Raw genomic sequence first — 20,196 nt, 5'->3', positions numbered from 1 at the left:
ATCGCGCCGGCGTCGGCGCGCGCGACCCGCGGCTGGTCGAGATCGGCCACGCGCTGCATCAAGGCGGCGCCGAGTTGCGCGGCGTCATGGCGCATGCCGGCGAATCCTATTCCTGCCGCAGCGTGGCGGCGCTCGAGCAGGCGGCCGAACAGGAACGCGCCGCCACGGTTGCCTGCGGCGAAGCGTTGCGCGCGGCTGGCCTGCCCTGCCCCGTGGTCAGCGTCGGCTCGACGCCCACAGCGCATTTCGCGCGCCGGCTCGACGGCGTCACCGAGGTGCGCGCCGGCGTCTTTGTGATGTTTGACCTGGTGATGGCTGGGATCAGGGTCTGCGCGGTCGAGGACATTGCGCTGTCGGTGCTCGCGACGGTGATCGGCCATCGCGCCGATCGCGGCTGGACCTTCATCGACGCAGGCTGGATGGCGCTGTCGCGCGATCGCGGCACCGCAAAGCAACCGGTCGACCAGGGCTATGGCATCGTGTGCGACATCGACGGCCGGCCCTATCCCGATTTGATCGTGACCGAGACCAATCAGGAGCATGGCATCATCGCCACCCGTCCCGGCAGCACCGGGCCGCAGGTGACGCTGCCGGTCGGCACGAAGGTGCGGATCCTGCCCAACCATGCCTGCGCGACCGGAGCCCAACACGACCGCTACCATGTCGTCGCAGCCGGCTCTGGCACCGTCAGGCAGTGGGAGCGGTTTCGCGGATGGTAGGAGACGGAGCACAGCCCATGACCCGAGCCTATGACGCCGTTCTGTTCGATCTGCTGACCGCGCTGCTTGATAGCTGGACGCTTTGGAACAAGGTCGCGGGCTCCGATGAAGCCGGGCTTCGCTGGCGGGCCGAGTATCTCAAGAACACCTACGCCACTGGACGCTATCGGCCCTATGAGGATCTGGTCGGCGAGGCCGCGCGCAATGTCGGACTACCGTTCGAACGGGCTGCGGAGCTTGGCGAACGCTATGCGGAGCTAGATCCCTGGCCCGAGGTTCGCGAAGTTCTGGAAACGCTGCACGCGGCCGGCGTCGCGCTCGGCGTCGTGACGAACTGTTCGGAGCGGCTCGGCCGCATCGCGGCCGACCGCATCGGCGTTCCCTTCACGGTGTTCGTGACGGCCGAGCGCGCCGGCTATTACAAGCCGCAGCCGCAACCCTATCAACTCGCGCTCGACGAACTGCCGGTCCCGGCCACTCGATGCCTGTTCGTCGCGGGATCGGCCTATGATTTGTTCGGCACGGCACGTGTGCACCTGCCGACTTGGTGGCATAATCGGGCCGCAATGAACCTGCCGGAAGGGGCGCCCGCCCCGATCGTGGTTCGCGACAACCTTGCGACCTTGCCGGCTTTCGTGCTCGGTCGCGACGGCTCCGGACCGGCCTCCTGAGGAATGATTAAGATGCCATCATCCAGCTACATCGACCCGCTCAACGGCAAGCTCTACCCGCTGGATGTCCCGCGCTGGTGCTCGGATGAAGGCAAGCCGCTGCTCGTCACACCGCTGCCCGGCATCTCCCGCGACGAGATCGATCGCGGCACGCGGTCGCTGTGGCGCTATCGGGCCGCGCTGCCGGTCGAGATCAAGCAGCCGATCACGATGGGCGAAGGCTGCACGCCTGCGGTCGAGAAGGAATGGGACGAGCTGCGGCCGCATTTCAAGCTCGAATGGTTCAATCCGACCGCAAGCTTCAAGGATCGCGGCACCACGGTGATGCTGTCGTTCCTGCGCCAGCTCGGCGTCGATGCGGTGCTGGAGGACTCTTCCGGCAATGGCGGCGCGTCCGTCTCGGCCTATGGCGCAGCGGGTGGCATGCGGGTCAGGATCCTTGCGCCGGCCACCACGTCGCCGATGAAGGTGGCGCAGATGCACGCCTTCGGCGCCGAGGTGCAGCTGGTCGAAGGCCCGCGCGAGGAATCCGAGGCGGAAGCGATCCGCCAGTCGAAGCAGATCTTCTACTCCAGCCACAACTGGCAACCGTTCTTCCTGCAAGGCACCAAGTCGCTGGCCTACGAGATCTGGGAGGATTTTGGCTTCACCGCGCCGGACAATGTCATCATGCCGGTCGGCGCCGGCAGCAGCCTGCTCGGCTGCTATATCGGCTTCAAGGAGTTGCTGGCGGCCGGACAGATCAAGAAGCTGCCGCGCCTGTTCGGGGCGCAGCCGCTCAACTGCTCGCCGGTCGATGCCAGCTTTGCCGCCGGCGTCGACACGCCGGTCGATCGCGCGGTCCACAAGACCATCGCCGAGGGCACCGCGATCAAGCATCCGCTGCGGCTGAAGCAGATGATCGCGGCGCTGAAGGAGAGCGACGGCGGCACGGTCGCTGTTCCCGAAGACGGCATCGTCGCCGCCTTGAAGCGGCTCGCGCGCACCGGCCTGTTCGTCGAGCCGACCTCGGCCTCGGCCGCCGCCGCACTCGACGTCCTGAAGCAGCGCGGCGCGATCCGGCCGGCGGAACGCACTGTCGTCATCATCAGCGGCACCGGGATCAAGGCGGCGGGGCTGATCACGGAGCTGCTGGGCAGCTAGTCGATCTGCAATCGAGCGCGGCGTCATCCTCCCGCGACGGCTGTGCGTGCCGGCATGGCGTGCGCCCGTCCGATATTGTCGAGAAACTGCCGCACGCTTTCCTGCCAGGTAAAGGTCAACGCGTGGGCGCGGCATTTCTCGCGCGGCACATGCAGCGCGCCGAGCGCTGCGCGGCGCAAATCGTGATCGAGACAACCACAGCCGGACTTGCCGATGACGTCGAGCGGTCCCATCACCGGATAGGCCGCAACCGGCAGGCCGCTGGCCAGCGCTTCGAGGATCACCATCCCGAACGTATCGGTCAGGCTTGGAAACACCATGACGTCGGCCGACGCATAGACATCGGCCAGCGCCCGGCCGGTTCGCGTGCCGAGGAAGTGCGTTTGCGGAAATCGGGCTTGCAGGCTGCTGCGCAACGGCCCATCCCCGACCACGACTTTCGAGCCCGGCAGGTCGAGACCGAGAAAGGCATCGAGGTTCTTCTCGACCGCGACGCGGCCGACATAGAGAAACACCGGCGCGGGGAAAGCCAGCGGCCGCTCCACGCGGGGGCAAAACAGCTCGGCATCGACGCCGCGCGACCATGGCATCAATTTGCGGAAGCCGTGGGCTTTCAGCGCCCGCTCGAGCGACGGCGAGCCGACCATGATGCCGTCGCCGCCATTGTGGAAGCGGCGCAGCGCCGCATAACTCCACCGCAGCGGGACCGGCAGCCGCGCGGCGAGATATTCGGGAAAGCGCGTGTGATAGCTGGTCGTGAACGGATAGCCCCGCGTCTGGCAGACATGTCGGCTGATCCAGCCGATCGGGCCTTCGGTCGCGATGTGGACCGAGTGCGGGCGCGCCGCCGCGATCGCGCGCTCGATCCGCCCGACCGACGGCAGCGCCAGCCGGATCTCCGGATAGCCGGGCAACGGTATGGTGCGGAAATCGGCCGGCGTCAGGAACGTGATCTCGGCGCCGAGCGACGGCGCCTCGCTGGCGAGGTATTCGAGCGAGCGGACCACGCCGTTGATCTGCGGACGCCAGGCGTCGGTTGCCACCAGCACACGCATCAGGCGACGGCCTCCGCGAGCGGCGCGAAGCCCGCCGCGTCCAACTCCACCTGCGCATCGGTCCATCGGACGATTTCGAACTGCCCGTCGTAGCGCTCGATCACGCCGGTGCAGGACTCCACCCAATCCCCGGTATTGATGTAGCGGACACCGAAATCGTCGTGCATCGCCGCGTGGTGGATGTGACCGCAGATCAGGCCCTGAACGTTGCAACGCCTCGCCTCGGATGACAGGACCTCCTCGAACCGGCCGATGTGGTTGACCGCATTCTTGACCCGCAACTTGGCCCAGGACGAGAACGACCAATAACCGAACCCGAACCGGCGCCGGATCCAGTTGAGCCAGACATTGGAGGCCAGTGCGGCCCGGTAGCCGAAATCGCCGAGCAGAGCGAGCCAGCGCGCGTGCCGTACCACGACATCGAAATGGTCCCCGTGAACGACGAGATAGTCGCGGCCATCGAGGCCGCGATGGATCGCCCGGTCGACGATTTCGACGGCGCCGAACGCAGCACCGGCGTAGTCACGCAGGCATTCGTCGTGATTGCCGGGAATGTAGACCAGGCGGCGGCCGCTTTGCGCGAAAGCGATCAGCTCCCGCACGACCGCGTTGTGCGCCGTGGGCCAATACCAGCTCGACCGCAGGCGCCAGCCGTCGACGATGTCGCCGACCAGGAATAGGGTTTCGGCATCATAGTGACGAAGGAAGTCGATCAACCGCTCCGCCTGACATCCCCTGGTTCCGAGATGGATATCGGAGATGAAGAGGCTTCTGACCTTGACGGGTAGCCGCGCCGAGAGCCGCGCCACGCTCGCGCGATCACCACACACCGGAGTTTGGGCGTCCCGCCGAAACGCGATCGCCATGGCCTCGGCCAATCCTGCGAGGACCTTCGTGACATCGCGGCTGGCACATCGCCGGAAGATCGAGCGATGCCAATAGATGCCTCCGGCAAGGACCAGCAGCGCGAACTCGGCCGCGCGATATCGTCCGGTCGAAGCGGCGACACCGAACTGATAGCTTGCGGCAAGGACCAGCAATGTCGCGGCCGCCCGTTCGAGGGCGTCCGAACCGGGCCACAGACGTGACAGATGGATTTTCATGCGCCCTCCTCTACCGGAAAGCGTGAGGGAAGAGCGCGCGGCTCCGCGAGACGCGGCGGCGCGAGCGAGCGCTTGTAGAACCGAAATCCGAGGAAGAGCGCGATCTCCACCGCGATCAGCACCACCACCACCCAGAAGCCGAGGCTGACGGGATCGTGGCCGCTGCCGCGCAGCGCATAGCCCAGACTGAGGAACGGCATGTTCCAGATCAGGGTGCCGATTGCCGTCGCCATCACGAAGGCGCGGGGCTCCAGCCGCAGCACGCCGGCGGGCAGGGCCAGATAGATCCGCACGGTGGGCAGGGTCTGACCGATCAGCGTCACCCAGAAATGATTGCCGCGATAGGCATCGGTGAGCTGTCGATAGAGCGAAGGCCGCAGCAAGACGAACTTGCCAAAGCGCGTCACCAGCCCTTCAATACGCCGCGAGCCGAGCGCGCGGCCGAGCCCGTACCAGCCGATCGCGCCGACGACCGATCCCGCGCTGGTCGCCAGGATGGTCATCGCGAGCGTGGTGCCGTCGGAGACCGTCAGCCCGAGCAGCATCAGCAGCACGTAGGACGGCAACAGCGGAATGAACTTCTCGGCGACGGCGAGGCAGCCAACTCCCACCAGGCCGAAATGCAGAAACATTGCGATCGTGCTCGACGTGTCCATGGCGACCTCGATCAAGCGTGGGGGTGGCGGCGGCTGATCCGATAGACGGACGCCGGAGGCAGGTTGCGAAATGTCTGCCCGATGCAGGTCGCCTGCAGATCGAGGCGATCGAGGATCACGTCTGCGACAGGACAGCGCGGACCATAGGTGATCTGGTAGAACGCCCCGTCGGCGCGGAGATAGCCGAACGCGCCATCGAGGATCGTCGTGACCTTCTCGGGTGGCATGATGAGAAGCCCGAGGCCGCTCACGACCGCACCGACCGGCGCCCCTTCGAACAGCCTCTCTCTCTTCAGCCACGCAGCGTCCATCCAGAGCACCCGCGCACCCGGGAAGCGCCCCTGCAGCAGCGGGATGAACTCGGAGCCGCACTCCACCAGCGTCAGATCCCGCTGCCTCACGCCGCGGCGAAGCAAGGCATCGGTAAAGACGCCCGTGCCGGGACCGAGCTCGATCACGGGACCGGTGTCTGCCGTGATCTCCTGCGTCATGAGGGACGCGACGGCCGGCCCGGACGGCGCGACTGCGGCAACACGCAGCGGATTGCGCACCCAGGCGCGGAAGAACGGCAGGATGTCAGCGGCTGGCATGCTGGGGCTCCCGCATGATGAGCGCGTTGCCGGCGTCGCGGCGGAAGTTAGTTGGCAAGGTCATTCACGTGTCTTTCGCATTGCAGGTGCCCCCAGCACGTGTCTGTCTCATGCGAAGCTTGCGTCAGCCTGTCGCGAATCTGCGCGCGGACGAAATTTTGGCCGGCGACGCATTTGAGCTGACAGGCCGCAAGGTTGCCGCAATGAATGCGACATAAACCCGGCAGATCGAATGACGAACCGATGCGGGGATCGAGACAACGAATGCGGGTGCTGTTGGTGGAGGACCAGCCGGACATGGTCGCGGCGCTACGTGCGGCGCTCGCACGGCACGACATGCTGGTCGATCATGCGCCGGACCTTCTGGAAGCCGAGGCGATTGCCGCGGCGGGAAACTACGACGCGATCGTGCTCGACCGGCAATTGCCCGACGGCGACGGGCTGACGCTGATTCCGAAATTGCGCGCGAGCGGCAACGCCGTGCCGGTGCTGGTGCTGACGGCCCGCGGCGAGCTCGCGGACCGGATCTCGGGCCTCGACAGCGGCGCGGACGATTATCTCGGCAAGCCGTTTGCGTTCGAGGAACTGCTGGCGCGGTTGCGGGCGCTGCTGCGTCGGCCGGCGAATGTCCAGCAACACGCCGCGCGGATCGGCCGCCTGTCGTTCGACTTCGCCCATCGCGAGGCCAGCGTCGACGGACGTCCCCTGGAGATGCCGCGCCGCGAACGGCTGGTGCTCGAGACGCTGCTGCATCGGATGGGACGCATGGTGCAGCGCTCCGCGCTGATGGAGGCGGTCTACGGCCTCGACGACGACGTGCAGCCCAATGCGCTGGATACCCATGTGTCGCGTCTGCGCCGCCGGCTCGCCGAGGCCGACGCCGGCGTCACGATCAACGGCGTTCGGGGCCTCGGCTATGTGCTGCGGGAGACACCGTGAGCGTGCTGCGACCGCGATCTCTCACCTGGCGCCTGGTCGGACGACTTGCGGGCCTGCAGGCGGTCACGTTGACCCTGCTGATTCTGCTGATCGGGGCCGCCGCGATCGGGCTGCTGCGGGCGGGGCTGCTGATCGGCGAGTACGAAGGCAGCACGCTCGACACGCTGCGCGACGCCATCATACGCGATGAAGCAGGCGGCCTGACGTTGCGCCAATCGCCGGAACTGGCCGCATTGCGCGCCGAGCACGCCGACCTCTGGTTCGTCATCCGCGACGCCGAAGGGCACCAGCTGTCCGAGGGCGCGGTGCCCACGCAATTTTTGCCGATCGCCTCAGCCCTCGATCATGTCAGCGAGGCGCGGCTCAAATGGAACGCCGCGGAAGCCGCGCGCCCCGCGGGTCTCGTCAAATGGGTCGATACGTCGGCAGGACGTATCCAGATCCTGACCGGCACATACGGCCAGCTTTCGATGTGGCGCGCGCTCGAGAGCACACCCCTGCTGTTCCTCAACATGATCCTGCCGATCATCGTGCTGATGACGCTGGCGACGCTGGTCGCGACCCCATTCGTGGTGCGCCGGGCCATGACAGGCCTCGCCCAGGTCGCCAAGCAAGCCGAGCGCATCGACATCGATCAGCGCGGCGTGCAATTGCCGCTCGACAAGGTCCCGATCGAGATCACCCCGCTGGTCAAGGCCATCAATGCCGCGCTCGACCGGCTCGACAGGGGCTACGAGCGCCATCGCCGCTTTCTCGCCGACGCCGCGCACGAGCTCCGCACGCCGATCGCGATTCTCTCGACACGGGTCGCGTCATTGCAGGCGGGACCGGAGAAGACCCATCTGCTCGAGGACGCCACTCGCCTCAGCGTCATGGCCGGTCAGCTATTGGACCTGCAACGGCTCGATCAACGCGCCGACACGTTCGGCCCCGTCAATCTGGTCGGCGTCGCGCGGCAGGTGGTGCTCGATCTCGCGCCGCTGGCTTTCGCGGCGGGATATGAAATGTCCTTTGAGCAGCAGGACGAGACGATCGTGGTGACGGGCGACCAGACCGCGCTCGAACGCGCGCTCACCAATCTGGTGCAGAACGCCATCGATCACGGGCAGCGGCGCGGCACCATCCTGGTTCGGGTGACGAAGACAGGCCGGATCGAGGTCTGCGACGACGGCGACGGCGTTCCGCCCGACGAGCGCGAGCAGATCCTGGAGCCGTTCCGCCGGCTGCATCCGGGCGGGCGCGGCGCCGGCCTCGGTCTCGACCTGGTGCAGACCATCATGCGCCTGCACGGCGGCCGGATCGAGGTCGATCAGGCGCCGTCCGGCGGCGCCTGCATGCGCATGGTATTCCCGAAAATTGATCCGTCCTGCTGATCGACCGGATATCGCCGCGCGTTGACCGGCTTTGACGCAGCGATCAGGCTGGCGAGTTGACCTATGTTCATGCGGCATCATTCGAGTGGTCGCGCGGATTTTGGACATCCTCGACCGTGAAGCCGAGTGGATGCGCACCACCGAGGAATGCATTCAGCTCCGCTTCATAAGGAGCCGGATCGAGCCCGCGGGACTCCAGCCACGCGGGTTCATAATAGGTCTGGCGGTACCGCTCGCCGGAATCGCAGATCAACGTCACCAGCGCACCGCTCTCACCCGCACGGCGCATCTCCGACGCAAGACGGCAAAGCGCCAGGAAGTTGGTGCCGGTTGAGCCGCCGACCGATCGGCGCAGCAGGCGCGACAGCACGTTCATCGCGGCGATCGATGCGGAATCTGGAATCTTCATCATGCGGTCGACCACGCCCGGCACGAACGACGGCTCGCAGCGCGGCCGGCCAACGCCTTCGATCAGCGAGGGACGTTCGCAGACCAGGGAGCGGTCCTGGGCGCGGAAGCAATCAAAGAAAGCGGAGTGCTCGACGTCGGCGACACAGAGCCTGGTTGGAAACTGGCGATAGCGCAGATAGCGCCCGATGGTTGCGGATGTGCCGCCGGTGCCCGCGCTCATCACGATCCATTCGGGCAACGGACGCTGCTCGCCCTTGAGCTGGGTGAAGATCGACTCGGCGATATTGTTGTTGCCGCGCCAGTCCGTCGCGCGCTCCGCGAACGTGAACTGATCCATGTAGTGACCGCCGAGACGCGCGGCGAGCGCGGCCGCCTCGGTGTAGAGCGCACGACCATCGTCGATCAGATGGCAGTTACCGCCGTAATGCTCGATCGCGGCGATTTTCTCGGCCGATGTCGTTCGCGGCATCACCGCGCAGAACGGCACGCCGATCATCTGCGCAAAATAAGCCTCCGAGACCGCCGTCGACCCGGACGATGCTTCCACCACGGCAGTGCTTTCGCGGATATGGCCATTACACAGCGCGTAAAGGAACAAGGACCTTGCAAGGCGATGCTTGAGGCTGCCGGTCGGATGAGTCGATTCGTCCTTCAGGTAAATGTCGATGCCGGATAGCGCCGGCACGACCAGCCGCATCAAGTGAGTATCCGCGGTCCGGCATTGATCTGCCTCGATCGCGGACACGGCCTCATCGACCCAGCCGCGCCGATAGCTTGGCACGGCAGGAACTGGCTGGCGGAAAGCCATGTGATCATTTGACATGGCTCATGTAACCACAATTCGTGGTGAACCGCGAGGCGAGCACGTCGCTGCTGCGCCGACCTCAGACCGGCGACGGATTCAGCCGCGCAAAGCCTTCCTGGATTCGGTAGGGATAATAGGGATAGGGCGGCATCACCGCGCTTGCTTTGTCGAGATGCGCGATCTGGTCCGGCGAGAGCGACCAGCCGACAGCGCCGAGATTGTCGCGAAGCTGCGCCTCATCGCGCGCGCCGATGATCACGGATGAGACGCTGGGGCGCGTCAGCAGCCAGGCGATCGCGATCTGCGGCACGCTGCGGCCGGTCTCTATGGCCACCGTGTCCAGCGCATCGACGATCGCGAAAAGCTTCTCGTCGTCGACCGCCGGCCCGAACTGCGCGGTCTCATGCAAGCGGCTGTGCTTCGGCAGCGGCTGGCCACGTCTGATCTTGCCGGTGAGCCGGCCCCAGCCGAGCGGGCTCCAGACCAGCGCGCCGACGCCCTGATCGAGCGCGAGCGGCATCAGCTCGGATTCATAGTCGCGGCCGACCAACGAATAATAGACCTGGTGCGCCACGTAGCGCGGCCAGCCCTGCTGCTCGGCGGTGGCAAGCGATTTCATCAAGTGCCAACCGGAGAAATTCGAGGCGCCGACGTAGCGCAGCTTGCCGGCGCGCACCAGCGTATCGAGCGTCGAGAGCACTTCGTCGACCGGCGTGAAGGCATCGAAGGCATGAAGCTGCAGCAGATCGATATAGTCGGTGTTGAGCCTGCGCAGTGCGGCGTCGACCGCGGCGACGAGGCGGTATCGCGACGTGCCGGCGTCGAGCGGGCCGTCGCCCATCGGCAGACCGGTCTTGGTCGAGATCAAGACCTTGTCGCGGCGGCCCTTGATCGCAGCACCGAGGATCTCTTCGGACGCACCATTCGAATAGACATCGGCCGTGTCGAACAGATTGACGCCGGCCTCGAGGCAGATGTCGATCAACCGCCGCGCTTCGACGGCGTCGCTGCGTCCCCAGGCCGAGAACAACGGTCCCTGGCCGCCGAACGTACCAGTACCGAAGCTGAGCACCGGGACCTTCAGGCCGGACGCACCGAGATTGCGATATTCCATGACGAAACTCCTTTTGATGTCGTTCACTCGGCCGGGCATTGCGAGGCGAGCGCGACCGGCCGGTCGAGGCGCAGGCTCCACAGCGCGAGCAACAGCCCGACCGCGGTGATGATTGCGGCCACCAGCGGCAGCGCGCCGAGGCCAAGGCCGCGATCGATGGTGACGCCACCGGCCCAGGCGCCGAGCGCGTTGCCGAGATTGAACGCCGCGATGTTCAGGCTGGAGGCCAGCGTCCGCCCTTCCACGCCGGCGGCTTCGAGCACGCGAAGCTGCAGCGGGGCGACGGTTGCAAACGACGCGATGCCGAGCACGAACAGCAGCGCGACCGCCAACGCCTTGATCGAGACCACCGCGGCCAGAGCGACAAGGACGACGGCAAGGCCGCCGAGCGACACCAGCAATGCCCGCGCGAGTCCCTTGTCGGCGAGCCGGCCGCCGGCGACATTGCCGATCGCAAGGCCAGCACCGAACACCAAGAGGATCGGCGACACCGCGGCGTCGGAGAATCCGGTCAGCCTGGTCAGGATCGGCTGCACATAGGTGAAGACCGCGAACAGCCCGCCGAAGCCGAACACCGTCATGGCAAGCCCGAGCAGGACCTGCGGGCGGCCGAGCACGGCGAGCTCCTCGCGCAGCGGCGCGGGCTTGTCGTTGGCGCCGACATGACCGGGGACCAGCACCGCCAGCACGATGAACGCGGCCACGCCGATCGCAGCCACCGCCCAGAACGCCGCGCGCCAGCCGAGCATCAGGCCGAACCAGGCGCCGAAGGGCACGCCGAGCAGGGTCGCGACCGTGAGGCCGATGAACATCGTGGCGATCGCCGATGCTTTCTTGTCCTCAGGGACGAGGCTGGTCGCCACCACCGAACCGACGCCGAAGAAGGTGCCGTGCGCCAGCGACGTGAGGATGCGCGCCGCCATCAACCGCTCGTAGTTCGGCGCCAGCGCGCAGGCGGCGTTGCCGAGTGTGAAAATGGCCATCAGCGCCAGCAGCACCGCCTTGCGCGGCATCCGCCGCGTCCCGAGCGTCAGGATCGGCGCACCGACGAACACGCCGAGCGCATAGCCGGAGATCAAAAGCCCCGCCGCGGAAACCGACACATGCATGTCGGCGGCGACCTGCAGCAACAGCCCCATGATGAGGAATTCGGTGGTGCCGATGCCAAAGGCACCGGCGGTCAAGGCAAGGACTGCAGCAGGCATGTGTCGCTCCGGGTGAGGATTCCGCAATGCGAGATAGCGGTCCGGGCGAGGAAGGATTAGAATGGCCGCAATCCAATCATTTGTGACTTGAATTCAAGATGTCCCGCACAGATACCAACCGCTCCGGCGAGATGGACGTGTTCGTCCGCGTCGTCGATCTCGGCGGCTTCACCGCTGCCGCCAACAGCCTGCGCCAGACACCATCCGGCGTCAGCAAGCTGGTGTCCCGGCTCGAGACCCGGCTCGGCACGCGGCTGGTCAACCGCACCACCCGCAAGCTGCAACTGACGGAGGAAGGCCAGGCCTTCTACCAGCGCGCCCAGCGCATCCTCGCCGATATCGACGAGGCCGAACGCGAGGCCGCTTCATGCGTGCCGCGCGGCCATCTCACCGTGAACAGCAACATCCCGTTCGGCATGCTGCATGTAATGCCGCTGCTGCCGCGCTTCATGCGCGAGCATCCCGACATCACGCTCGACATCGTGCTGACCGACACGCTGGTCGATTTGATGCAGGCGCGTGCCGACGTCGCGATCCGCGCCGGCCCACTCGGCGCCTCGCGGCTGATCGCGCGCAAGCTCGGCACGAGCCGCATGGCGGTGGTCGCCGCACCGTCTTACCTCGCGCGCTTCGGCACGCCGAAGACGCCGGCCGACCTCGCCGCCCATCGCGGCATCGGCTGGACCTTTCCGCGCAGCATCCGCGGCTGGCCGTTTCGCCGCGCCGAAAAGATCGAGGAAGCGTTGCCGCCGCCGGTCGCCCGCGCCAGCGACGGCGAGACCGCGCGCCAGCTCACGCTCGGCGGCATCGGCGTCGCCCGGCTGGCGCTGTTCCACATCGGTCCCGACATCGAAGCCGGCCGTCTGGTGCCGGTGCTGCAAAACCTCAATCCCGGCGACCGCGAGGACATCCACGCGGTCTATGTCGGGCATGCCGGTCCGCTGCCGGCCCGGGTGCGCGCCTTCATCGATTTCCTGGCACAACACATCCGCATCGGCGATCCGGCGCTGCGGCGTGGCGCGGATGGGAAATGGAAGATCGTGGGCGACAAGTGATTATGCGATGACGAACGAAACCTCGGCATTCCAGGCCGTCACCGAATCGATCCGCATCGCTGCACAGCCGACGCAAGTGTGGAACGCGATCTTGGATCCCAAGGCGGGCGAGACGTGGCGCAACGCGCATTTCACGACCGACTGGCAGATCGGCGCAGCGATCGAGATCGAGGCGGAGATCGGCGCGAAGCGCTATCGCGACAAGGGCCGCGTCCTCCATGTCGAGCCGCCAATGCGGCTTGCATACTCCTATTGGTCGCAGGTCTCTGGCCTGCCGGACGTTCCGCAATCCTATGCGACGATCACGCTGACGCTCGCGGCCGACGGCGGCGAGACGGTGCTGACGGTCACCCAGCAGGTGCCGCCGTCACCGATCCGCCGCGGCAACGGATGGGAGATCGGCTCGGACTCCGGCGCAAAGCATGTCGCGTTCTACTGGCGCATGACGCTGCCGCGGCTCAAGCAGGTCGTCGAGCAAGGACACATCGCGCAATAGCTTGGTCTAGGTCCGCTTCAGCAAGAACAGCTGCGTGACATAGGGAAACACCACGTCGTCGGCATCGCCGAGACCGGCCTCACGCAGGATGGCGTCGGTCTTGTCGCGAAGCACCGCCTTTTCGGCATCGGGAAGATTGGCAACATAGCTCGTCGACACAACACGTTCATAGACGCCCTGGCGCGGCATCCGGTGCGGATGGTCCTGCACGATTTCCTTCTCGATCGCGAAGCGGGGGTCCTTCAGGATCCAGCGCCAGTGCCCCGAGCGTTGCCGGGGCGTATCTCCGGCGTAGCCTTCGATCATGACCGACAATGCGTCGACCCATGGCGCACGATCATCCCGGTTGTTCCAGACCAGCGCCAGCGTCCCGCCGGGCCGCAGGAGGCGCACGATCTCGGCGACCGACGCCTCATTATCGAACCAGTGGAACGCCTGGGCGCAAGTGACGAGATCGACGCTGCCGGTTTCGAGATCGATCGCATCGGCGCGCGTGTTGATGACCTCCACCCTCGCTTCCTTGGCCAGCTTGGCCGACATCTCCGCAACCGGCTCGACCGCGACCAGCCGCGCGGTGGTGGGGAGATGCTGAAGCAGCAGGCGGGTGAACTTGCCTGTTCCCGCCCCGAGATCAACAACGCAGCGCGCGGCTTGCAGCGGCAGCGCGGCGACGATCTCCGCGGGGTAGTTGGGTCGGCCCGCCTCGTAGGCGGCCACAGCGACGCTATAATTCCGGGCCGTCGGATTCAGTGTCATGGTCGCTTCTCCTGCCAGCCGGCTTCCGCCGATGAGACCTGTCGAACGCTATAGAGCAGCGCCTGCACAGAACTGGAAGTGCGCGTCGATTCAAAATGCGATGAAGACCCGTCACCTTTGCGTCAGTGCCGCGTTGCTCCTTGTTGAACAAGGTGCGCGCACCTTGAATGACCTTGCTTCGGCAGGAACCAATATCGCAACTTTACACGCTTGTGTTGTATCAACGTCGCAGTTCCCGGTTGCAAGTTACTGTTGATTGAACCACAGTTCTTGAAAGCGGACGCGGTCTGTTGCGCTTGCGCGGGACAAGCCCGGTGCCTCTTCCGCACTGGTGCAGCCATGCAGCGATCCAGCGCCGTCTTCATCACGGGTATTGTCTACGCCTTGATCGGCCTGATCCTCGCAGGCGGCGGCATCTGGCTCGCCGCGCTGGGTGGATCGATCATCTACATTGTCATCGGCATCGGCATTCTCGCCACGGCTGCGCTGTTGCTGGCGCAGCGCCGTCAGGCGCTCTGGCTGTTTGCGATCGTGCTGGTCGGCACGCTGGCATGGGCCGTCTACGAAGTGAAATTCGACTGGTGGCCGCTCGCGGCGCGTGGCGATGTCATCTTCCCGATGGCGCTCTGGCTTTTGACGCCGGTGATCGTTCGCGGCCTGGTGCGAGATGCGCCGGTATCCTACGCGCGCGCGACGGCGCCGCTTTGGATCGGCGTGATGGCGGCCGCAGTCGTGCTCGTGGCCGGGCTGCTGACGAGCTATCACGACATCAATGGCACGATTGCCGAAGCCGGCGCGGCCGTGCAGCAAAGCGAAGCTGACCCGCAGCCGGATGGCGATTGGCGCGCATACGGTCGCACGCAGTTCGGGCAACGTTATTCGCCGTTGAAGCAGATCACGCCCGACAATGTCGGCAAGCTCAAGGTCGCCTGGACCTTCCGCACCGGCGACGTGAAGACACCGGAGGATTCCGGCGAGACCACGTTCGAGGTCACTCCGATCAAGGTGCGCGACACCCTCTATCTGTGTTCGCAGCATCAGGTGCTGTTTGCGCTCGACGCCAAGACCGGCACCGAGCGCTGGCGATACGACCCCAAGCTCGTGCACAACAAGACGTTCCAGCACATGACCTGCCGCGGGGTCTCCTATCACGAGACCGCACCAGGCGCCGTCGACTCTGGCGGCAATCCGGCGCCGCCCGAATGCCCGCGGCGGATCTTCCTGCCGGTCAATGACGGCCGCATGATCGCGCTCGATGCCGACAGCGGCAAGCCGTGCGAGAGTTTTGCCGACCACGGCATCCTCGACCTGCAACAAGGGATGGGCATCAAGACGGCGGGCTTCTTCGAACCGACGTCGCCGCCAGTCGTCAGTGACAGGATCCTGGTCGTTGCTGCCGCGGTGATCGACAATTATGCGGTCGAGGTGCCGTCCGGCGTGATCCGCGGCTTCGATGTCTTCACCGGCAAACTGGTCTGGGCCTGGGACTCCGCCGCCGCCGACGAGAACGCGCTGCCGTCACCGACACGGCATTACACCAACGGCTCGCCGAACTCCTGGATCACCGCCTCGTTCGATCCGAAATTGAATCTGGTCTACATCCCGACCGGCAACAATGGCCCTGACATCTGGGGCGGCAATCGCGATGCGCTGGTCGAGCGCTATTCCAGCTCGATCGTCGCGCTTGACGTCGACACCGGCAAGCGCGCCTGGTCGTACCAGACCGTGCATCACGATCTCTGGGACATGGACGTTCCCTCGCAGCCTAGCCTGGTCGATGTCACGACGGCCAAGGGTATCGTGCCCGCGATCATCCAGCCGACCAAGGTCGGCAACATCTTCGTGCTCGACCGCAGGACCGGCGAATTGATCGTGCCGGCGCCGGAACGTCCGGTGCCGCAAGGACCCGCGCCCGGCGACCGCTCTGCGCCGACGCAGCCGTTTTCAGAACTGACATTCCGGCCCGAGGCGAAGCTGACCGGCGCCGACATGTGGGGCGGCACGATCTTCGACCAGCTGCTGTGCCGGATCATGTTCCACCGGCTGCGCTACGAGGGCACGTTCACGCCGCCGTCGTTGCAGGGCACGCTGGTCTTCCCCGGCAATCTCGGCATGTTCGAGTGGGGCGGCATCGCCATCGATCCTGTTAGGCAGATCGCCATCGCCAATCCGATGTCGTTGCCGTTCGCCTCCAGGCTCATTCCGCGCGGCCCGCAGAATCCTCCGGCGCCGACCGCCGAGAAGCCGGTCGGCAGCGAGGTCGGGACGCAGCCGATGTACGGCACGCCGTTCGGCGTGGATATTTCGAGCTTCCTCTCGCCGCTCTCCGTGCCGTGCTACCGGCCGCCATGGGGCTCGATGGCCGCGATCGATCTCAGGACGATGAAGATCGTCTGGCAGCATCCCAACGGTACCATCCGGGACACCACGCCGCTGCCGCTGCCCTTCAAGATGGGTGTGCCGATGCTGGGCGGGCCGATCACCACCGCTGGCGGCGTCGCGTTCTACACCGGGACCTATGAGTACACGATCCGGGCCTACGACGTGCGCGACGGCAAGGTGATCTGGGAAGATCGCCTGCCCGCCGGCGCCCAATCGACACCGATGAGCTACGAGGTCGACGGCAAGCAATATGTCGTCACTGCCGCCGGCGGCCACGGCTCGTTCGGCACCAAGCGCGGCGACTACGTCATCGCCTACGCATTGAAGGACTAAGCCGATCCGGAATGCGGCAAGCGTCGCATTCCGGATGACGCGGTGGTGATGAGACATCGTGCTCGAAATGGGTTCCGCGACCTCAGTAAGGGTTGGCAAGTCAGGCCAAAGCCGCTAAAGGTCCGCCCCCTTTCACATCATATTCCGAGCATGACATGTCGAGCGCCCCGCCCGCCGTCTCGATTGGCGTCGATTTTGGCACCAGCAACACCGTTGTCGCGCTGTCCGACGGCGACGGCCGCGTCGAGGCTGTTCGCTTCGACCATGGCGGCCGCACGCATAGCGTCTATGTGTCTGCGCTGTGCTTCTGGGAGGAACGGCCCGGCGCCGGCCTGCATCCGCACGCCGAGGGTGGTCCGTGGGCGATCGAGCAGTTCCTCGAGGGGCGGACGATCCATCGCTTCATCCAGTCGTTCAAGACGTTTGCAGCGAGCTCGGCCTTCAACACCACCCAGATCTTCCGGCAGCGCTACAAGTTCGAGGATCTGCTGGCGGCGTTCCTGCGCACGCTGACGCGCCACGCCGGCGAAGGCTTCGATTTGGGCGCACCGACCATCATGGTCGGCCGCCCGGTGAAGTTTGCCGGCGGCAATCCCAATGACGAGCTCGCGATGCAGCGCTACCGGGCCGCGTTCGAGCGGCTCGGCGCCGGCCATGCGCGCTATGTCTATGAGCCGGTCGGCGCGGCGTTCTCCTTTGCACGCAGCCTCGACCACGACGCCACGGTGCTGGTCGCCGATTTCGGCGGCGGCACCAGCGACTTCTCAGTGATGCGCTTCTCGCGCAAGGGCGGCGTGCTGCGCGCCGAGCCGCTGGGACATGCCGGCATCGGCATCGCCGGCGACACCTTCGACTACCGCATCGTCGACCACATCGTCTCGCCGCGGCTCGGCAAGGGCACCAATTACCGCTCGTTCGACAAGGTGCTGCCGATCCCCAATCACTATTATTCGAGCCTTGCCCGCTGGCATCAGCTCGCGATGATGAGGGGCAATGGCGACCTGCGCGAATTGCAGCAGCTCGCGCGCACCGCGATTGACCCGGCACCGCTGAACGATTTCATCACCATCGTCGACCATGATCTCGGCTTCGCGCTCTACCGCGCCGTGTCCGACACCAAGGTCGCGCTGTCGAGCAACGATCGCGTCGAGTTCCGCTTTGCCCGCCAAGGCATCGATATCGGCGCGACCGTGACGCGCGACGATTTCGAATCCTGGATCGCCGACGACATCGAGCGGCTGGGCGCGACCGTCGACGAGGCGCTGGCGAAATCCGGCATCACCGCACGCGACGTCGAGAAGGTGTTCCTGACCGGCGGCACTTCGTTCGTGCCGGCGGTGCAGCGCCTGTTTGCCGAGCGTTTTGGCGAAGCGCGGCTTACCTCGGCGGATCAGTTCGAATCGATCGCCTACGGTCTCGCCCTGATCGGCCACTTGGCCGATCCCGACCGCTGGACCTTCGCCGAAGCGGCCTGACGTTTGGCTTCGCGCCTTGATCCCGGCGCATTAGGCCAATACATCAATTCAATCATCAACGCCTGAGGATGCCGACGACCATGGATTTCACCCTGACAGCAATGCCTATCAGCCTTGCCCACGGGGATATCCATGCCAGCATCGATCGCGCTGTCCAATCTGACCCTTTCCGCGCCTGACGGTCGGGTTCTCCTTTCCAATATCGACCTCAATTTCACACCCGAACGCATCGGCCTTGTCGGCCGCAACGGCGTCGGCAAGACGACGCTGCTCGACCTGATCGCAGGCCGGCGCACGCCGCAATCCGGCGCGGTCACGGTTCAGGGACGGATCGGGATGCTGCATCAGACGGTTCAGGTGGCGCCGGACGAATGCGTCATCGACCTCTTCGATGCGCGCCACACGTTGGCCGCACTGCGCCGTGCCGAACAGGGCCTTGCGACCACTGAGGAGCTTGCGGATGTCGACTGGACGCTCGATACGCGCATCGCGGCCGCGCTCGCGCGCGTCGGACTGAACGACGTGCTCGACGCGCCGCTGGCGATGCTGTCCGGCGGGCAGGCCACCAGGGCGCGCCTTGCGGCCCTCACCTTCGCACAGCCTGATTTTCTGCTGCTGGACGAGCCCACCAACAATCTCGACCGCGCCGGACGCAAGGCGGTGATCGACCTGCTCGCGGACTGGCGGCATGGCGCGATCATCGTCAGCCACGACCGCGAGCTGCTCGAGGCCATGGATGCGATCGTCGAACTGACCTCGCTGGACGCGCGGCGCTATGGCGGCAATTGGAGCCAGTATCGTGCGCGCAAGGCCATCGAGCTTTCGGCGGCGCGCCACGATCTGGCCGATGCCGAGAAGCGCGTCGCCGAGATCGACCGCAAGGCGAGGCAAACGACCGAACGGCAAGCGCGCAAGGATGGCGCCGGCGCGAAGAAAAGCGCCAAGGGCGACATGCCGCGCATCGCCGCCGGGCTGCGCAGGGATCGCAGCGAGGACACCGGCGGCGAGAAGGCCCGGCTCGCCGAGCGGCGGCGGACCCAAGCGCTCGAATTGGCCACCACGGCGCGCCAGCGCATCGAGGTGCTGCAACCATTCTCGGTGCAATTGCCGTCGATACATCTGCCGGCGAGCAGGATGGTGCTGCGGATCGAGGCCGCCGATGTCGGCTACACCGCGGACGCGCCGATCCTGCGTGATCTCACCTTCTCCATTTCGGGCCCGGAGCGTGTTGCGATCACAGGCGCCAATGGCGCCGGCAAGACGACACTGCTCAAGCTCGTCAGCGGCGGCTTGACCGCGGCGCGCGGTAGCGTCGAGGTGATGACCCGCTTTGCGATGTTCGATCAGGCAGTCAGCCTGCTCGATGCCTCGGCCTCCATCCTGGATAATTTCCGGCGCATCAATCCGGATGCCGGCGAGAACGCCTGTCGCGCCGCGCTGGCGCGCTTCATGTTTCGCGCCGATGCAGCGCTGCAAACCGTCGCGAGCCTCAGCGGCGGCCAGTTGCTCCGCGCCGGCCTCGCCTGCGTTCTGGGTGGCGTGCGGCCGCCGCCGCTCCTGATCCTCGACGAACCGACCAACCATCTGGATATCGAATCCATGGAAGCGGTCGAGGCCGGGTTGCGCGCCTATGACGGCGCTCTGCTGGTCGTCAGCCACGACGAGACCTTCCTCGACGCGATCGCAATCACCCGCAGGTTCGACCTCGGTGCCGATACAAGGTGACGATCGATGGGATTGTCGGGGGTCATCCTTCGGGTCGATCGCGCCCGTCGGTGCGGCTCCCAGCAAAATGTCGAAAACAACCCCATGCAAAGTAGCCCGCGGCCACCCCTCCAGCCTGAGTGGCGGTCAATTGGAACAACATCCGCCGGACGAAAGTTCGCAGCGCATGTCACGTTTGGACGCGCTACCA

General features: G+C 65.9%; 18 protein-coding genes. 10 read left to right on the top strand and 8 right to left on the bottom strand.

Going from position 1 to position 20,196, the window contains the following annotated elements; all coding sequences use genetic code 11:
• The 3 genes from H8A95_RS10555 to H8A95_RS10545 all read left to right on the top strand — a co-directional run.
• The coding region (locus H8A95_RS10555; protein WP_229183111.1) for an alanine racemase at nt 1-719 on the top strand (719 nt) is incomplete at its 5' end.
• A 17-nt stretch (nt 720-736) separates the two neighbouring features.
• Nucleotides 737-1,390 (top strand): HAD-IA family hydrolase, encoded by a 654-nt coding sequence (locus H8A95_RS10550; RefSeq protein ID WP_229183110.1) that lies wholly within the window; start codon nt 737-739, stop codon nt 1,388-1,390.
• A 12-nt stretch (nt 1,391-1,402) separates the two neighbouring features.
• Entirely contained in the window at nt 1,403-2,533 is a 1,131-nt protein-coding gene (locus H8A95_RS10545) for a threonine synthase (RefSeq protein ID WP_229183109.1), read from the top strand.
• A gap of 23 nt (nt 2,534-2,556) precedes the next feature.
• Here the strand turns inward: H8A95_RS10545 and H8A95_RS10540 are convergent, their stop codons facing one another.
• From H8A95_RS10540 to H8A95_RS10525, 4 genes are all read right to left on the bottom strand, one after another.
• Nucleotides 2,557-3,588, bottom strand: coding sequence for a glycosyltransferase family 4 protein (locus tag H8A95_RS10540; RefSeq protein WP_229183108.1), 1,032 nt, complete (start codon nt 3,586-3,588; stop codon nt 2,557-2,559).
• Nucleotides 3,588-4,454: a UDP-2,3-diacylglucosamine diphosphatase gene (locus H8A95_RS10535; protein WP_420839367.1), complete on the bottom strand. Its 867-nt coding sequence runs from the start codon at nt 4,452-4,454 to the stop codon at nt 3,588-3,590. The genes H8A95_RS10540 and H8A95_RS10535 overlap by 1 nt, the downstream gene beginning before the upstream one ends.
• Before the next feature lie 233 nt (nt 4,455-4,687).
• Nucleotides 4,688-5,347 carry a DedA family protein gene (locus tag H8A95_RS10530; RefSeq protein ID WP_229183107.1) on the bottom strand — a complete coding sequence of 220 codons (660 nt, stop codon included), beginning with the start codon at nt 5,345-5,347 and terminating at the stop codon, nt 4,688-4,690.
• Between the two features lie 11 nt (nt 5,348-5,358).
• Nucleotides 5,359-5,937: a class I SAM-dependent methyltransferase gene (locus H8A95_RS10525; protein ID WP_229183106.1), complete on the bottom strand. Its 579-nt coding sequence runs from the start codon at nt 5,935-5,937 to the stop codon at nt 5,359-5,361.
• 264 nt (nt 5,938-6,201) lie between these two features.
• Here H8A95_RS10525 and H8A95_RS10520 point away from each other — a divergent pair, with 264 nt between their 5' ends.
• Together H8A95_RS10520 and H8A95_RS10515 are read left to right on the top strand one after the other, a co-directional pair.
• Nucleotides 6,202-6,876, top strand: a complete 675-nt coding sequence (locus tag H8A95_RS10520; RefSeq protein ID WP_229183105.1) for a response regulator transcription factor — start codon at nt 6,202-6,204, stop codon at nt 6,874-6,876.
• Between the two features lie 5 nt (nt 6,877-6,881).
• Nucleotides 6,882-8,249 (top strand): sensor histidine kinase, encoded by a 1,368-nt coding sequence (locus tag H8A95_RS10515; RefSeq protein WP_229183115.1) that lies wholly within the window; start codon nt 6,882-6,884, stop codon nt 8,247-8,249.
• A gap of 67 nt (nt 8,250-8,316) precedes the next feature.
• Here the strand turns inward: H8A95_RS10515 and H8A95_RS10510 are convergent, their stop codons facing one another.
• From H8A95_RS10510 to H8A95_RS10500, 3 genes are all read right to left on the bottom strand, one after another.
• Nucleotides 8,317-9,468, bottom strand: coding sequence for a PLP-dependent cysteine synthase family protein (locus H8A95_RS10510; RefSeq protein WP_229183114.1), 1,152 nt, complete (start codon nt 9,466-9,468; stop codon nt 8,317-8,319).
• 76 nt (nt 9,469-9,544) lie between these two features.
• On the bottom strand, nt 9,545-10,579 hold the full coding sequence (locus tag H8A95_RS10505; RefSeq protein WP_229183104.1) for an aldo/keto reductase: 1,035 nt from the start codon (nt 10,577-10,579) through the stop codon (nt 9,545-9,547).
• Nucleotides 10,580-10,602: 23 nt separating this feature from the next.
• Nucleotides 10,603-11,784, bottom strand: coding sequence for an MFS transporter (locus H8A95_RS10500; protein WP_229183103.1), 1,182 nt, complete (start codon nt 11,782-11,784; stop codon nt 10,603-10,605).
• A 98-nt stretch (nt 11,785-11,882) separates the two neighbouring features.
• Between H8A95_RS10500 and H8A95_RS10495 the strand changes: the two genes are divergently transcribed.
• Both H8A95_RS10495 and H8A95_RS10490 read left to right on the top strand, forming a co-directional pair.
• Entirely contained in the window at nt 11,883-12,839 is a 957-nt protein-coding gene (locus tag H8A95_RS10495) for a LysR family transcriptional regulator (RefSeq protein ID WP_229183102.1), read from the top strand.
• Between the two features lie 7 nt (nt 12,840-12,846).
• Nucleotides 12,847-13,335 (top strand): SRPBCC family protein, encoded by a 489-nt coding sequence (locus H8A95_RS10490; RefSeq protein WP_229183101.1) that lies wholly within the window; start codon nt 12,847-12,849, stop codon nt 13,333-13,335.
• Between the two features lie 6 nt (nt 13,336-13,341).
• On the opposite strand, the gene H8A95_RS10485 is transcribed toward H8A95_RS10490, so the two are convergent.
• Nucleotides 13,342-14,091, bottom strand: coding sequence for a class I SAM-dependent methyltransferase (locus H8A95_RS10485; RefSeq protein WP_229183100.1), 750 nt, complete (start codon nt 14,089-14,091; stop codon nt 13,342-13,344).
• A gap of 339 nt (nt 14,092-14,430) precedes the next feature.
• Here H8A95_RS10485 and H8A95_RS10480 point away from each other — a divergent pair, with 339 nt between their 5' ends.
• From H8A95_RS10480 to H8A95_RS10470, 3 genes are all read left to right on the top strand, one after another.
• Nucleotides 14,431-16,806 (top strand): membrane-bound PQQ-dependent dehydrogenase, glucose/quinate/shikimate family, encoded by a 2,376-nt coding sequence (locus H8A95_RS10480; RefSeq protein ID WP_229183099.1) that lies wholly within the window; start codon nt 14,431-14,433, stop codon nt 16,804-16,806.
• Nucleotides 16,807-16,961: 155 nt separating this feature from the next.
• Nucleotides 16,962-18,281, top strand: a complete 1,320-nt coding sequence (locus tag H8A95_RS10475) for an Hsp70 family protein (protein ID WP_229183098.1) — start codon at nt 16,962-16,964, stop codon at nt 18,279-18,281.
• A gap of 132 nt (nt 18,282-18,413) precedes the next feature.
• A complete protein-coding gene (locus H8A95_RS10470) occupies nt 18,414-20,006 on the top strand; it encodes an ABC-F family ATP-binding cassette domain-containing protein (RefSeq protein ID WP_229183097.1) in 1,593 nt (530 codons plus the stop codon).
• Nucleotides 20,007-20,196 lie beyond the last annotated feature (190 nt).

It is taken from the genome of Bradyrhizobium oropedii (assembly GCF_020889685.1).
GTDB lineage: Bacteria > Pseudomonadota > Alphaproteobacteria > Rhizobiales > Xanthobacteraceae > Bradyrhizobium > Bradyrhizobium oropedii.
Note: the sequence above shows the minus strand (reverse complement) of the source record. Positions and strands in the feature narration are given on the sequence as shown.

What these genes read in the sequence shown, in the direction of transcription:
- H8A95_RS10550 (WP_229183110.1), top strand. Translation starts at nt 737, where the DNA reads ATGACCCGAGCCTATGACGCCGTTCTGTTCGATCTGCTGACCGCGCTG.
- H8A95_RS10545 (WP_229183109.1), top strand. Translation starts at nt 1,403, where the DNA reads ATGCCATCATCCAGCTACATCGACCCGCTCAACGGCAAGCTCTACCCG.
- H8A95_RS10540 (WP_229183108.1), bottom strand. Translation starts at nt 3,588, where the DNA reads ATGCGTGTGCTGGTGGCAACCGACGCCTGGCGTCCGCAGATCAACGGC.
- H8A95_RS10535 (WP_420839367.1), bottom strand. Translation starts at nt 4,454, where the DNA reads ATGGCGATCGCGTTTCGGCGGGACGCCCAAACTCCGGTGTGTGGTGAT.
- H8A95_RS10530 (WP_229183107.1), bottom strand. Translation starts at nt 5,347, where the DNA reads ATGGACACGTCGAGCACGATCGCAATGTTTCTGCATTTCGGCCTGGTG.
- H8A95_RS10525 (WP_229183106.1), bottom strand. Translation starts at nt 5,937, where the DNA reads ATGCCAGCCGCTGACATCCTGCCGTTCTTCCGCGCCTGGGTGCGCAAT.
- H8A95_RS10520 (WP_229183105.1), top strand. Translation starts at nt 6,202, where the DNA reads ATGCGGGTGCTGTTGGTGGAGGACCAGCCGGACATGGTCGCGGCGCTA.
- H8A95_RS10510 (WP_229183114.1), bottom strand. Translation starts at nt 9,468, where the DNA reads ATGGCTTTCCGCCAGCCAGTTCCTGCCGTGCCAAGCTATCGGCGCGGC.
- H8A95_RS10505 (WP_229183104.1), bottom strand. Translation starts at nt 10,579, where the DNA reads ATGGAATATCGCAATCTCGGTGCGTCCGGCCTGAAGGTCCCGGTGCTC.
- H8A95_RS10500 (WP_229183103.1), bottom strand. Translation starts at nt 11,784, where the DNA reads ATGCCTGCTGCAGTCCTTGCCTTGACCGCCGGTGCCTTTGGCATCGGC.
- H8A95_RS10495 (WP_229183102.1), top strand. Translation starts at nt 11,883, where the DNA reads ATGTCCCGCACAGATACCAACCGCTCCGGCGAGATGGACGTGTTCGTC.
- H8A95_RS10490 (WP_229183101.1), top strand. Translation starts at nt 12,847, where the DNA reads ATGACGAACGAAACCTCGGCATTCCAGGCCGTCACCGAATCGATCCGC.
- H8A95_RS10485 (WP_229183100.1), bottom strand. Translation starts at nt 14,091, where the DNA reads ATGACACTGAATCCGACGGCCCGGAATTATAGCGTCGCTGTGGCCGCC.
- H8A95_RS10480 (WP_229183099.1), top strand. Translation starts at nt 14,431, where the DNA reads ATGCAGCGATCCAGCGCCGTCTTCATCACGGGTATTGTCTACGCCTTG.
- H8A95_RS10475 (WP_229183098.1), top strand. Translation starts at nt 16,962, where the DNA reads ATGTCGAGCGCCCCGCCCGCCGTCTCGATTGGCGTCGATTTTGGCACC.
- H8A95_RS10470 (WP_229183097.1), top strand. Translation starts at nt 18,414, where the DNA reads ATGCCAGCATCGATCGCGCTGTCCAATCTGACCCTTTCCGCGCCTGAC.